This window comes from Amycolatopsis sp. NPDC101161 (genome assembly GCF_044768185.1).
Lineage (GTDB): Bacteria > Actinomycetota > Actinomycetes > Mycobacteriales > Pseudonocardiaceae > Amycolatopsis.
Genome location: NZ_JBIWPI010000004.1, coordinates 1,052,415 through 1,065,221, shown reverse-complemented (window position 1 = coordinate 1,065,221; position 12,807 = coordinate 1,052,415). Strand labels below are relative to the sequence as shown.

9 protein-coding genes are annotated in these 12,807 nt (G+C 72.0%); 6 read left to right on the top strand and 3 right to left on the bottom strand.

What is annotated here, in order from left to right; all coding sequences use genetic code 11:
• Window positions 1-33 precede the first annotated feature (33 nt).
• The 4 genes from ACIRSS_RS32880 to ACIRSS_RS32865 all read left to right on the top strand — a co-directional run bounded on the left by ACIRSS_RS32880 (window position 34) and on the right by ACIRSS_RS32865 (window position 7,472).
• Complete coding sequence (locus ACIRSS_RS32880) at window positions 34-1,503, top strand: cytochrome ubiquinol oxidase subunit I (protein WP_400901624.1); 1,470 nt, start codon at window positions 34-36, stop codon at window positions 1,501-1,503.
• A 229-nt stretch (window positions 1,504-1,732) separates the two neighbouring features.
• Window positions 1,733-2,740: a cytochrome d ubiquinol oxidase subunit II gene (cydB, locus tag ACIRSS_RS32875; protein WP_400901622.1), complete on the top strand. Its 1,008-nt coding sequence runs from the start codon at window positions 1,733-1,735 to the stop codon at window positions 2,738-2,740.
• Window positions 2,737-6,246: an ATP-binding cassette domain-containing protein gene (locus tag ACIRSS_RS32870; protein WP_400901620.1), complete on the top strand. Its 3,510-nt coding sequence runs from the start codon at window positions 2,737-2,739 to the stop codon at window positions 6,244-6,246. The genes cydB and ACIRSS_RS32870 overlap by 4 nt, the downstream gene beginning before the upstream one ends.
• A 59-nt stretch (window positions 6,247-6,305) precedes the next feature.
• On the top strand, window positions 6,306-7,472 hold the full coding sequence (locus ACIRSS_RS32865) for a GAF domain-containing protein (RefSeq protein ID WP_400901618.1): 1,167 nt from the start codon (window positions 6,306-6,308) through the stop codon (window positions 7,470-7,472).
• Window positions 7,473-7,683: 211 nt separating this feature from the next.
• Here the strand turns inward: ACIRSS_RS32865 and ACIRSS_RS32860 are convergent, their stop codons facing one another.
• The gene (locus tag ACIRSS_RS32860; RefSeq protein WP_043788689.1) at window positions 7,684-8,310 is read right to left on the bottom strand and encodes a response regulator transcription factor; all 627 of its coding nucleotides are present in this window, start codon (window positions 8,308-8,310) and stop codon (window positions 7,684-7,686) included.
• A gap of 284 nt (window positions 8,311-8,594) precedes the next feature.
• Between ACIRSS_RS32860 and ACIRSS_RS32855 the strand changes: the two genes are divergently transcribed.
• A complete protein-coding gene (locus ACIRSS_RS32855) occupies window positions 8,595-9,086 on the top strand; it encodes an excalibur calcium-binding domain-containing protein (protein WP_400901616.1) in 492 nt (163 codons plus the stop codon).
• Entirely contained in the window at window positions 9,083-9,721 is a 639-nt protein-coding gene (locus ACIRSS_RS32850; RefSeq protein WP_400901614.1) for a class F sortase, read from the top strand. Before ACIRSS_RS32855 ends, ACIRSS_RS32850 begins: the two co-directional genes overlap by 4 nt.
• Here the strand turns inward: ACIRSS_RS32850 and ACIRSS_RS32845 are convergent.
• Window positions 9,718-11,964 carry a helicase-associated domain-containing protein gene (locus ACIRSS_RS32845; RefSeq protein ID WP_400901612.1) on the bottom strand — a complete coding sequence of 749 codons (2,247 nt, stop codon included), beginning with the start codon at window positions 11,962-11,964 and terminating at the stop codon, window positions 9,718-9,720. The two genes, ACIRSS_RS32850 and ACIRSS_RS32845, sit on opposite strands and share 4 nt — an antisense overlap.
• A 14-nt stretch (window positions 11,965-11,978) precedes the next feature.
• Window positions 11,979-12,746, bottom strand: coding sequence for an excalibur calcium-binding domain-containing protein (locus tag ACIRSS_RS32840; protein ID WP_400901610.1), 768 nt, complete (start codon window positions 12,744-12,746; stop codon window positions 11,979-11,981).
• Between the last annotated feature and the right edge of the window lie 61 nt (window positions 12,747-12,807).

Sequence of the window (12,807 nt, the reverse complement as noted above, 5' to 3'; positions counted from 1 at the left end):
CTGGGTCCGGCGCCGCGGAGGACGCTGGACCACGTGGAGGTCCTTGAGCTAGCGCGGTGGCAGTTCGGCATCACCACCGTCTACCACTTCCTGATGGTCCCGTTGACCATCGGGCTGTCGATCCTGGTCGCGGCGATGCAGACCATGTGGGTCCGCACCGGCGAGCCGCGGCACCTGAAGATGACCAAGTTCTGGGGCAAGCTGCTGCTGGTCAACTTCGCCATGGGCGTGGTGACCGGCATCGTGCAGGAGTTCCAGTTCGGGATGAACTGGAGCGCGTACTCGCGCTTCGTCGGCGACGTCTTCGGCGCGCCGCTCGCGATGGAAGGGCTCGTCGCGTTCTTCGTCGAGTCGACCTTCCTCGGCCTGTGGATCTTCGGCTGGGACCGGCTGCCGAAGAAGGTCCACCTGGCGTGCGCGTGGGCGTTTTCGCTGGCCACGATGGCGTCGGCGTACTTCATCCTGGCCGCGAACTCGTGGATGCAGCACCCGGTCGGCGTGACGTTCGAGAACGGCAAGCCGACCATGAACTCGATCTGGGCGGTGCTGACGAACAACACGGCCCTGGCCGCGATCCCGCACACCCTGGCCGGCGCGTTCTCGGTGGCGGCGGCGTTCCTGGTGGGCGTCGCGGGCTGGCACCTCTGGCGGCGCGGCGACCATGCCGACGTGTGGCGGTCCTCGCTGCGGCTGGGCGGCTGGGTCGGCGTGGCGGCGTTCGCGGTCCTCGCGATCACCGGTGACACGCAGGGCAAGCTGATGTTCGAGCAGCAGCCGATGAAGATGGCGTCGGCGGAAGCGCTGTGCCACACGGAAAAGCCGGCGAGCTTCTCGATCATCGCGATCGGCGACGTCGCGGGCTCGAACTGCGAGGACGTCAAGACGTTCAACGTCCCGGCGCTGCTCTCCTTCCTGGCCCACAACGACTTCAAGACCGAGGTCAAGGGCGTCGAAGACCTGATCACCGAGTACCAGGCGAAGTACGGCACGAACTACCCGAACGACCCGGCCCTGGGTTCGCTGGCGGGCAAGCCGATCGACTACGTGCCCAACCTCCCGGTGACGTACTGGGGCTTCCGCATGATGATCGGCTTCGGCGCGGTGTCGGCGGGCATCGGAGTGCTGGCCCTGTGGCTGACCCGCCGAGGACGCACTCCGAGCGGCCGCTGGTTCCCGCTCCTGGTCCTGGGCGGCATCGCAACACCGTTCCTGGGCAACAGCGCGGGCTGGATCTTCACGGAGATGGGCCGTCAGCCATTCGTGGTAGCACCCAACCCGAGCGGCGTCGACGGGGTGTGGATGTTCACGGCCCAGGCGGTGTCGCGCGTGACAACGGGCGAGGTGTGGACGTCGTTGATCGCGCTGACCACGGTCTACGCGGCACTCGGAGTAGTGGAGCTGTACTTGATGCGCAAGTACATCCGAGGCGGCGTCGACGCGGTGATGCCCCCACCAAAGAACCCCGACGAGGCCGAAGGCGACACGCTCGCCTTCGCGTACTGAGAGGGGCTGAAATGACAAACCCGCAGCTCAGCGGCTGTGCAGCAGCCCCAGACTCCCGCAAAGCAGCCCCCGCCCTTCCCGGGGGGCGTCCCCGAACCCAGCGTATCGGCTTGGTCACTCTCGCGGGTTACCCACAGCAAATCTGTGGACAACTCGCCCGGGTGTGGATAACTCACGGCCACCGGGCCGCGCAGAGCCGAACGCGTCCGACCTCTGTGGTAGGTGCCCGATGACCCTCGCGACGGTCTGGTTCGTCGTCATCGCCTTCTTCTGGCTCGGCTACCTCTTCCTCGAAGGCTTCGACTTCGGCGTCGGCATGCTGCTTCCTATCCTCGCGAAGGACAACACCGAGCGGCGCGTCATGGTCAACACCATCGGACCCGTCTGGGACGGCAACGAGGTCTGGCTCATCGTCGCCGGCGGCGCCACGTTCGCCGCCTTCCCCGGGTGGTACGCCGGGCTCTTTTCGGCCGCCTACCTGCCGCTCCTCATCGTCCTGATCGCGCTCATCGGCCGCGGCGTCGCCTTCGAATACCGCGGCAAGGTCGACTCCGAACGCTGGCGCCGCACCTGGGACCGCGTGATCATGACCGGCTCGTGGGTTGCGCCGCTGGGCGTCGGCCTCATCATCGCCACCACCGTCCTCGGCCTGCCGCTCGACGCCCACGGCAACCGCGTCGGCTCCGCGTTCGCCGCCTTCCGCTGGGACACCCTGCTCGGCGCCGTCGCGATCGCCGCCTTCTCCCTCGCCCACGGCGCCGCGTTCCTCGCCCTCAAGACCAGCGGTGACCTGCGGGAACGCGCGAAGCGCCTCGCGGTGAAAGCCCTGCCGGCCGCGATGGTGCCGATCGTCGCGTTCCTGACGGTCGTCCAGTGGCGCGAAGGCACGCTGTGGACACTGCTCTCGTTCGGGATCAGTGCTCTCGCCGCGGTCGTCGCCTGGCTGCGCCTGCGCGCCGACCGCGACGGGCAGGCCTTCGCCGCGCTCGCCGTGGTCATCGCCGGGGCCGCCGTCACGCTGTTCGGCGCGCTCTTCCCGAACGTCCTGCCCTCGACGCTCGACGCCGCCAACAACCTCACCGTCGCCGGCACGGCGTCGAGCCCGTACACGCTGACCGTCATGACCTGGGTCGCCGCCTTCGGTGCGCCGGCCGTGCTGGTCTACCAGGGCTGGACGTACTGGGTGTTCCGCAAGCGCATCGGCACCCAGCACATCCCGGCGGTCCACGCGCCATGACCACACTTCCCGGACGCGCTCCTCTTCCCGCCTCGGAGTCCACAGTGGACTCGGCGCGGCCGGGAAAGGGCCCGCTCGGCGCACTGCCGGCCCTCGTGCCGGCCGTGCGCCGGGCGCTGGCCCTGGTCGGTTTCCTGTCCTTCCTCCACGCCGCCGCGCTGGTGGCCCAGGCATTCCTGCTCGCCGACGTCCTCGCGGCGATCGTCGGAGCAGGCTCCGGGGGACGCACCGCCCAGCTGGCCGCGCTGCTCGCGCTCGTCGCGACGCGCGCGTTGACCGGCTGGGCGGTGCGCACGGTCTCCGCCCGCGCGGCCGCGACCGCGCAACGCGAGCTGCGCGCCCAAGCCGTCGACCACGCGCTGCGCCTCGGTCCCGAGTGGATCGCCCGCCGCGGCCACGGGGAGCTGACGGCGTTGACGACCCGCGGCCTCGACGCGCTCGACGCGTACTTCCGCGAGTACCTGCCCGCGCTGGTGACGGCGGCGGTCGTGCCGCTCGGCGCCGGCGCGGCGATCCTGTTCGCCGACTGGCCGTCCGGCGTGATCGTCGCGCTGACCGTGCCGCTGCTCCCGGTGTTCGCGATCCTCGTCGGCAAGTTCACGGCCGGCCGCGTCGCCGGCGCGACCGACGCCACGCACCGCATGTCCGGACGCCTGCTGGAACTCGTGCGCGTGCTCCCGGTGCTGACGGCGTTCCGGCGCGCGACGGCGCAGGGCGAGACCGTCCGGCAGCTGTCCGAACGCCACCGCCGCGCGACGCTCAAGACGTTGAAGGTGGCGTTTTCCTCGGCGTTCGTGCTGGAGCTGATCGCGACGCTGTCGGTCGCACTGGTCGCCGTGGTGATCGGCGTCCGGCTCGTCGGCGGGAGCCTGCCGCTGGCCATCGGCCTGGGCGTGCTGATCCTGGCGCCCGAGTGCTACCAGCCGCTGCGCGCGGTCGGCGCCGCGTTCCACGCCAGCGAGGACGGCGTCGAAGCTGTCCGGCGCGTCGCCGATCTGCTGGCCGAGCCCGTGCCTTCGTTCGGGACCGCGGTGCCGTCGCCGGGCGAGCTGCGCGTGTCGTCGTTGCGGATCGCGCGACGCGGCGGGTTCGCGCCCGACGGCGAGACGTTCTCGGTCCGCCCCGGCGAGACGGTCTGGCTGCGCGCCCCGAGCGGCGGCGGCAAGTCGACGACGCTCTCGGCGCTGCTCGGCTTCGTCCCGGCCGACGACGGCGCCATCACGATCGGCGCGACGAACCTGGCCGACGCCGACCTCGCGCGCTGGCGCGAACAGGTCGCGTGGGTGCCGCAGTCGCCGGTGTTCACCGGCGGGACCGTCCGGGAAGAAGTCGGTGGCGACGACTTCCTCGCCGAACTCGGCCTCGAGGGATTCGCGGACCGTCCGGTGGCGCAGCTGTCGCTGGGACAACGTCAGCGCGTGGCGGTGGCGCGGGCGCTGCACCGGGTCCGCGACGGCGCGTGGCTGCTCCTGCTCGACGAGCCGACAGCCCACCTCGACGAGGCCAACGCCCGCCTGGTGCTCGCCGCCGTCCAGGGCGCGGTCGACAACGGCGCCGCGGCGATCATCGCGGCCCACGAGCGCACGGCGGCGGTCGACATGTCTCCCGACGTCCCGGTCGCGCCGTCTTCGTCCACAGTGGACGCTCCGCGCGCGCCGCTGCCGTGGCGGGCACTGCTCGACGGACGGCTCTTCGCCGGCGCGGCGCTGGGCGCGATGGCGCTGCTGGCGGGGGTGGCGCTGACGGCGACGTCGGGCTGGCTGATCGCCAAGGCGTCGCAGCAGCCGCCGATCCTGACGCTGACGGTCGCGGTGGTCGGCGTCCGCGCGTTCGGCCTGGGCCGCGCGGCGCTGAGGTACGTGGAAAGGCTGGTCACGCACGACGCGGCGTTCCGCATCGCCGGCCGTCTCCGGGTCCGGCTGTGGAATTCCCTGGTCCGCCTGGGTCCGGCGCGCGGGTTGCGAGCGGGCGAGGGCCAGCGGCGCTTGGTGGCCGACGTCGACACGGTGCGCGACCTGCTGCCGCGGGTGGTGTCGCCACCGTTGGTGGTGGCACTGGTCGCGGCGGGGGCGATCGCCGTGCAGACGTGGGTCCTGCCCGCGGCGGGCCTGACGTTGCTGGCAGCGGTGGCGGTGGGGTTGTGCGCGCCGTGGGTGGCGTTGCGGGCGGAACGCCGGGCGACGTCGGCCCTGGCGGACGGCCGTCGCGAGGTGGCGTCCCGGGTCTTGGTCTTGTTCGAGGCGGCGGCCGAGTTGCTGGCGTTCGGCAAGGACCGCGAGCACCGCCGGGCGTTGTCGGACGCGGACACGCGGTTGGTGACGCAGGCCCGCCGCCAGGCCTTCGGCGCGGGCGCGGCGGAGGCGCTGGTGACGTTGGCGTGCGGAGCGGGCGCAGTGATCAGCACGGCGTTCGCGGCGCGAGCGGTGGCAGCGGGAGGGCTCGACCCGGTGCTGGCGCCGCTGGTGGCGTTGGTGCCGCTGGCAATGGCGGAGGTGCTGGCGCTGCTGCCGCCGGTGGCCCAGCACTGGGACACGCTTCAGCAGGCACGCCACCGCTTGGCCGACGCCCCCGCGCAGGCCGAGGAACTGGAAGACAGCACGCGGCTCGAGACTGAGGTCGGGCAGCGAGGCATGGCTGGGGTCGGGAACGGCGGTGCGCGGAGTGAGATGCAGGCCTGGCATCGCGGCGCGCGGGTGGCTGAGGCTGGGAACAGCAGTGCGCGAAGTGAGGCGGAAGGCCGCCGCCTCGGTGGGCGGGCGGCTGAAGCCGCGCGGGACATGGTTGAGATTGGGTTCCGCAGCGCGCAAGGTGCGGCCGAGGGCGGGCGGCAAGGTGCCCGGCGGGATGGCTTCGAACGCCGCGTTTTGCCGGACCAGACCGGGACCGATGGTCGCGTCGTGCTGCGCGGGGCTGATCTCGCGTGGCCTGGTGGGCCCGTTGTTCTTCGCGATGTCGATCTTGACCTCGCGCCCGGGACCTACGCGGCCGTTGTCGGGCCGAGCGGTGCCGGGAAGTCGACCCTTGTTGCCGCTCTGCTGAGTTTCCTCTCCCCGCGGCGGGGTCTGATCGACGTTCCGGGCCAGGTTGCCTGGGCTCCTCAAGAGCCGATGCTGGCCGCCACCACTGTTGCCGAAAACCTCCGGCTCGCCCAGCCGGCCGCGACCGACGACGACCTGCGTGACGCCCTTCAGCAAGCGGCCGTCGCCGATGTTGATCCGGGGACCTTGCTGGGCAGCGGTGGCAGCGGGCTCTCCGGTGGGCAAGCCCAGCGCGTCGCCCTCGCGCGGGCGCTGCTCGGGGCGCAGTCGGCCGGGCTCGTGCTGCTCGATGAGCCCACCTCGCACCTCGACGAGCCGACCGCGCACCTCGTGCGCGCGCAGCTGCGGGAGGCGCTTGCCGGGCGGACCGTTGTTCACGTCACCCACCGCGCCGAGGAGGCCGACGACGCTGACGTCGTGCTCGAGGTTCGTGACGGCCGGGTTGTCGCGCGGGTGCCTGTGTCGTGATCGATTCCCGGAGCGCGCTTGGCGTGCCGCCGCAGCGGCGCGCGATAATGACGGAACTCATGGATCCGACGCTTGCCGCGCGGGCACTGTCCGCCGCCACCGAGATCACGAGCACCGCCCTCTCCGGCGATGACCCGGGCGCGGTGCTCGACACCGTCGTCGCCCGGGCGGCCGAACTCGCCGATGCCGACCTCGGCCTGGCCATGGTCAGCGCCGATGACGGCCGCGTCGTCGTCGAGGCCGCCCACTACGCCACCGCCGAGGAACCCCCACCCGACGATGGCAACGGGGAGTCGTTGCGCGGGCTCGCTCTCCCCGCCGACTCCGCCGCCGGGCGGGTCGCGCGCGGCGGTGAGCCCGTCGCGAGCGCCGACTTCACCGTCGACCCGCGGACCGCGCCCTTCGTGCCCGCCGAACTCCACGGCTACGGGCCCTTCGCCGCCGCGCCGTTCGGGTCCGGGGGACGCGTGCTGGGCGCGCTCACCGTCTACCGCAAGCGGGGACGCGAGCCGTTCTCCGCGGGGACCGTCGAGATGCTCGTCGCCTTCGCCGCCCAGGCCGGCGTCGTGCTCGCGCTCGCCGAAGGCGCCAACGCCCGGCACCGCGTCGCGCTCTACGAAGAGCGTGAACGGATCGCTCGCGAACTCCACGACGTCATCGTCCAGCGGCTCTACGGCGCGGGGATGCAGCTCGACCGGGTTCGGCGCAACATGCGCAAGCGGTTCGCCCAGGCCGACGGCGCGCGGCTCTCCGACGCCATCGACCAGCTCGACCAGACCATCGAGGAGATCCGCGGCACCGTGCGCGCGCTGCGGTCACCGGAGCCTCGCCACGACACCGGCACGCCCACCGACCTCGCCGAGTCGGCGCGCGGCGAGGTCCGCATCGCCGGCGAGCTGCTCGGATACCCGCCGACCCTGGAGCTGTCCGGCGAGTTCGCCGACATCCCCGCGGAACGCGCCGACCACATCCGGGCCGCCCTGCGCGAAGCACTGTCCAATGTGGTCAGACACTCCGGCGCCAGCGAGACCCGCGTGACCTTGGCCAGGGACTCCGACGGCGTGAAACTCCGTGTCCGGGACAACGGTTCCGGTGTCCCCCAAGGCGTCGCCACCCGTGGCCTGCGTCATCTCGCCGAACGCGCGGACGCCGCGGGCGGCAAGTTCTTCCTGAACTCCTCGCCCAGTCTCGGCACGCTCGTCGCGTTCGACCTGCCACTTGACTGAACCACTCGACTGACCGCGATCTAACCTTCTCGGGTCATCCAGCCTCCCTTCATCGCCCTCACCGAAGATCGTACCGACAGATCGAACACATATTCGACTCACGTTCGAGTGAAAACGGCAGGTCAAAACCCCTGCTCGACGTGGCGGACCGTGACGACCACTGAAAAGGACGCAGCGAACGGCGGCTTGCGGACGCGAGCGTCGCGCGGCGTTACTTCTCCCGGCGCGCGATCCAGGCGGCGGCCTGCGTCCGGCGCTGCATGCCGAGCTTCGCCAGCACCGACGTGACGTAGTTCTTGACCGTCTTTTCGGCGAGGAACAGCCGTTCGGCGATCTCGCGGTTCGACAGCCCTTGGCCGATCAGCTCGAGCACGTCCCGCTCGCGCTCGGTCAGCGTCGCCAGCTCGTCCGTCGGCGGGTGCCGCATCTTGTCCAGCACCCGCGCGGTGCTCACCGGGTCCAGCAGCGACCGCCCGGCCGCGACCTCGCGCACCGCGTTCACCACGTCCTGCCCGCGCACCTGCTTCAGCAGATAGCCCGCGGCGCCGGCCATGATCGCGCCGACCATCGCCTCCTCGTCGTCGAACGCGGTCAGCATCAAGCACGCCGGAGGGTTCGGCTTGGACCGCAACTCGCGGCAGAGCGTGATGCCGTCGCCGTCGCCGAGGCGGACGTCGACCACCGCGACCTCCGGCTCGACGTGCATCGCCACCGCCAGCGCCTCTTCGACGCTGCTCGCCTCGGCGACGACCTCGATGTCGGGCTCGTCGCCGAGGAGGTCGCGAAGCCCGCGGCGGACCAGTTCGTGGTCGTCGACGAGCAGTACCTGGATCGGCATATCCCCAGGTTACGGGGTACGCGGACGCCGTGGTGCCGGCCGGTCCGCACGTCACACCGGACGATTACGCCCAAAGTGTGACCGCGGATCTCGTAACATTCCCGCCGGTATGCATTTCCGGCACTGATTCCGCAGGTCAGCGGCGAATGGCGAAGAATCACGAAACCGCGGATTTTCGGTGGACCGCTGACGTTTCCGGAATTCCGGAAACGTCCGTAACGGGGCTGACGGCGTCGCGATACTAACCACGCAATCGCCCCGATTCTTCCCTGAAAGGACTTCCGGTGTCCTTGTTTCGTCGTGCCCTGACGACGGCCGCGGCCGTCGCCGGGCTCGCTCTTCTCGGCCCCGTCTCCCTCGCCTCCGCGCAGCTCGCGACGCCGCTCGCCGGCGACTTGAACTGCTCGGACTTCAAGTACCAGGAAGACGCGCAAGCGGTCCTCGACGCAACGCCGGGCGACCCGAACCACCTCGATTCCGATCACGACGGAATCGCGTGCGAATCCCTGCCGCACCGCCCGCAGCAGAACACGTCCACCCCGACGTCCGAACAGCCGTCGACCACGACGAAGACCCACACGATCCCGAAAACCACCGCGACCACCAAGAAATCCACGACCGGCAGCCAGGTCAAGGTGAAGCCGGTCGGCGGCGTGGCCACCGGCGGCGGTGAGCCCGACGAGGGTGCCCCCGCCTTCCTCGTGGTGAGCGGCGCGCTGCTCGCCGCGGCGGCGTCCGGCGGGATGGTGTTCCACTTGCGCCGGCGCGCGAATTGAGGCACCCGCGCCTGTGGCCGGCGGTCACGGCGGTCGCCGCCGCGCTCGGGGCGGTTCTGGTGGTGGCCCTCGTCCTCGCGTTCTCGCCACACGCGCCGGAGCAGGTCGCCCCGCCGTCCGCCGTGCCCGTCGAGGTCGCGCCGTCGACCACCGCCACGCCGTCCGGCGGCGGGCTCCCGGCGGCGAAACCGGCCTCCTTGAGCATCCCGGCGATCGGCGTGCGCGCCGACGCGCTCAAGGACCTCGGGCTGACCGCGAAGGGCGAGCTCGAGGTCCCGGGCGACGCCACGACGGTCGGCTGGTTCACCGGCGCGCCCTCGCCCGGCGAGGTCGGCCCCGCGGTGCTCGCGGCGCACGTCGACTACAAGCACGTGCCTGGCGCCTTCTCCCGGCTCAAGGACCTGCGGCCGGGCGAGCAGGCGAGGGTCGGGCGGTCCGACGGCCGGACCGCCGTCTTCACCGTCTACCGCGTAGACCGCTACGCCAAGGCGGAGTTCCCGACCGACCAGGTTTACGGCGACACCGCCGAGCCCGAACTGCGGCTCATCACCTGCGGTGGCGAGTTCGACCGGTCGAGCGGCAACTACCTCGACAACGTCGTGGTCTACGCGCGGCTCACCGGCGTCGAGGCCTAGCCGAGGTCGATGCGGGCCAGCTCGAGCCGGCGGTACGCGTGGTCGCCGAGCGACCAGACGTCCAGGACGGCGCCGTCGAGCTCGGGGTACGCGATCACCAGGCCGGCCGGTCCGTCGTCGGCGCGGTAGACGATGTCCGCGGGGATGCCGGCTTCGAGCTGCCAGCAGAGTTGCTGCTGCTTCGGCGTCAGACGGCCGGCGTAGCGGTCGCTCATCGCCCGCGCGAGCTGCCCGCGCAGCAGGCTCGGGCCGCTCGGCGGCGCCGCGAGCAGCCGCTCGGCGTGCTCGCGCGCATCGGGCGGCCGTTCGTCCGGCTCGGGGTCCCGGAAGGTGACCGTCGGCGACGTCGGCTCGCGCGCAGGCAGCGCGATGCTGCCGTCGGCGGCGTGGTGGGTCGGCGAGTAACCCGCTTCGCGCAAGGCGTCGAGCGTTCCAGCAGCGTCCACAGTGGACGTCAGCACGGTCGGCGCCACCGCGCGCAGGCCGAGTTTCGCGAGCTTGCGATGCGCGGCGAGCTCGGCGAGGACGGCGGGTTCGCCGACGACGACGCTGGCGACGTCGAGCACCTGCGCCTCACCGTGGCGCCGCGCGACGTCGTTGACCAGGTAAACCAGCGGTTGCGGCAGCTCACCCGCGGCCAGCGTGCCCAGCTCGTCGAGCAGTTCGGCGGCCGACGCGCCCTGGTCGAACGCGCGCCGGACGGACGCGGGGGAGAACCGCCAGCTGGTCGCGGTGCCCTGGGCTTCGCGATCGGCGACGCGGTCGAGCGACGCGGCGAGCCGCGCGTCCGGCGAGCCGGGCACGATCGCGGTGAGGTCGGTGCCGAACAGCGCCGTCGTCCGCGCGCGGGCGACCAGCCCGTCGGTGACTTCGACGAGGTCGTGCTCGGCGAGCAGCGCGCGGCCCACCGCGGTGACGGCGCCGTGCGCGACGACGCCGAGGAGCTCGGCCGCCTCGAGCGCGTCCCGGACGTGGCCGGCGAAGTCCTCGGTCGGCAGCATCGGCGCGTGCCATTCGGCGAGCTGGGTCAGGCCGTCGACCAGCGCGGTGCCGGGGTCGAGCCGGGCCAGCAGCCGCACGACCAGGCGGCGCACCAGCGCGCCGACGTCGGTTCCGAGCTCCGGCGGCGCCGGGTCCCACCAGGTCGTCAGCAGCAGGCGGTAGAGCAACGCCGGCGCGGGCCGGGCGAGGTCGGGGTCCGGGGCGAGCGTGGGCGGCGGCGCCTTCTGCCCGCGGCGCGGCGGGGGCGGCTCATCGGCCAGCAGGAGTCCGGCCTGCGCCGCGAGGTCGATGGCCAGCTCGATCTCCGCGGGCGTCGCGCCGGTGTCCTTGGCGACCTTCTTGACGAGCCGCGCGCCGATCGTGCCGTCCTTGAGCAGCGGGAACGGCTCCGCGGCGGCGAGGTCGACCACGGCCGAGACGCGGTCGAGCAGGCGAAGCGCGGCAGCCGAGGACGTCGCCTCCGCCGACTCGACTCCGATGTGCGCGACGGGGTATTCGGGTTCGTCGGGCGTGAACGGCAGCTGGTGGTCCGGGCCGCGCAGGGCGAGCGACACCTCGATCGGCATGGCCGCGCTGCCGTAGTAGGTGCTGAAGAGGAAGCCGTACTCGAACGCCCAGCCCTCCGCGGTGTGGAACGGCAGGACGCCCTCGGCCTCGGGAACGCCGTCGGCCATGTCCTGCAACAGTTTCCGCGTCGGCTCGGGCGCGGTGCGGAACAGCTCGCGCACGCGGTCGCCGTCGCGGTAGAAGTCGACGAGCTCCTTCAGGCCCTCCGGCAGGCCGAGGGCCTGGGACAGCCGCGCGGTGCGGCTGCGGCCGAGCTCCGCCAGCAGGTCCGCGACCGGCTGGCCGAGGCCGTCGGTGTGGAACGTCGTCCGGTGCAGGAACTCCGGCAGCGTGACGTTGTCGTCGTCGCGCCACAGCAGGGCGCGCTCGGTCAGATCGTCCACAAAGGACTCGATGGCGGTGGTGCCGAGGAGCTTTCCGGCTTCCGCGACCGGCGTCGGCCGCAGCCCGAGCGTGTGGCACAGCTGGACGGCGCGCAGGACCTGCACCTGCGGCAACGAGAGCCCGAGGACGGCTTCGTCCAAGGAGTCGGCCGAGGCGAGCCGGGCCGCGACGACGTCGAGCCGCCGCGGCCACGGTTCGCGCAGCACGTCGGGCCGGTGGGTGAGGACTTTCGCCAGGCCGTCCGGACCGAGCGCGGCGAGCCTGCCGAGCAGGTCGTCGGCGGTGGTCATCGACCCAGGTTAGATCACCGCTCGCAGGCCACCCCGTCGCCGTCGCGATCGAGCGCGGGCCGGTAGCCGGGCTCGCCGCGGTGCAGCGGAGCGGCGCCGGCGGCCTTCGCGGCGGCGCAGTTCTTGTAGTACGCGGCGGAATCGGGCTCCGGGGCGTCTTCGGTGGTCTCGTCGGGCGGGGGCACCGGGGCCGCCTTGGTGACCGGCGGCTCAGGCGTAGGTGTCGGGGTGGGCGTCGGCGTCGGTGCCGGGACATCGATGTTCCCGTTGCACGGCGGTCCCCACAGCCCGCTGACGGCCTGCTTCGCCGCTGCCTCGGCGGCCGCGAGTGCGGGCTCCGCGGCATTCGCCGCGTATTTGAGATAACCGCCCTGAATCGCGAGAGCCGCGTAGTCCTGGCCACCGGCCAAAGTCACGGCGACACCCTGCGCCGTTTCCACGCCGAGCGTCACGGCTTTGCCGGAAAGGGTCGCGTTCGCCCAGCCGAGCGATTCCAGCCCGTAGCACCCATTGCCGACGACCGGCGCGGTGACACCGAGGACGCGCACGGTTCTGCTCGAGCCGTCGCTGCCCTTCACCACCACGGTCGCGCCGTCCGTCACGGACGCGACCGTGTAGCTGACCGGAACCGGGGTCGTGCTGGTCACCGGGGTCGTCGGGGGTGCCGCCGGCGTGGCGGCCACGGGCTTCGGCTCCGGGGCTTTCCCGAAGATCGCGCCCAGGACGAACAGGACGGCGAAAGCGGCCAAGACGATCTTCAGCCAGTTCGGAAGGCGTTTCATCCCCGGATTCCCTCGTTCCTCGAACACGACGTGCCGACGGAGTACTCGGGAAAACTCCCGC

Excerpts from the sequence above, each read along its gene's own strand:
- ACIRSS_RS32865 (WP_400901618.1), top strand. The coding sequence starts at position 6,306 with ATGGATCCGACGCTTGCCGCGCGGGCACTGTCCGCCGCCACCGAGATC.
- ACIRSS_RS32870 (WP_400901620.1), top strand. The coding sequence starts at position 2,737 with ATGACCACACTTCCCGGACGCGCTCCTCTTCCCGCCTCGGAGTCCACA.
- ACIRSS_RS32845 (WP_400901612.1), bottom strand. The coding sequence starts at position 11,964 with ATGACCACCGCCGACGACCTGCTCGGCAGGCTCGCCGCGCTCGGTCCG.
- ACIRSS_RS32840 (WP_400901610.1), bottom strand. The coding sequence starts at position 12,746 with ATGAAACGCCTTCCGAACTGGCTGAAGATCGTCTTGGCCGCTTTCGCC.
- ACIRSS_RS32860 (WP_043788689.1), bottom strand. The coding sequence starts at position 8,310 with ATGCCGATCCAGGTACTGCTCGTCGACGACCACGAACTGGTCCGCCGC.
- cydB (WP_400901622.1), top strand. The coding sequence starts at position 1,733 with ATGACCCTCGCGACGGTCTGGTTCGTCGTCATCGCCTTCTTCTGGCTC.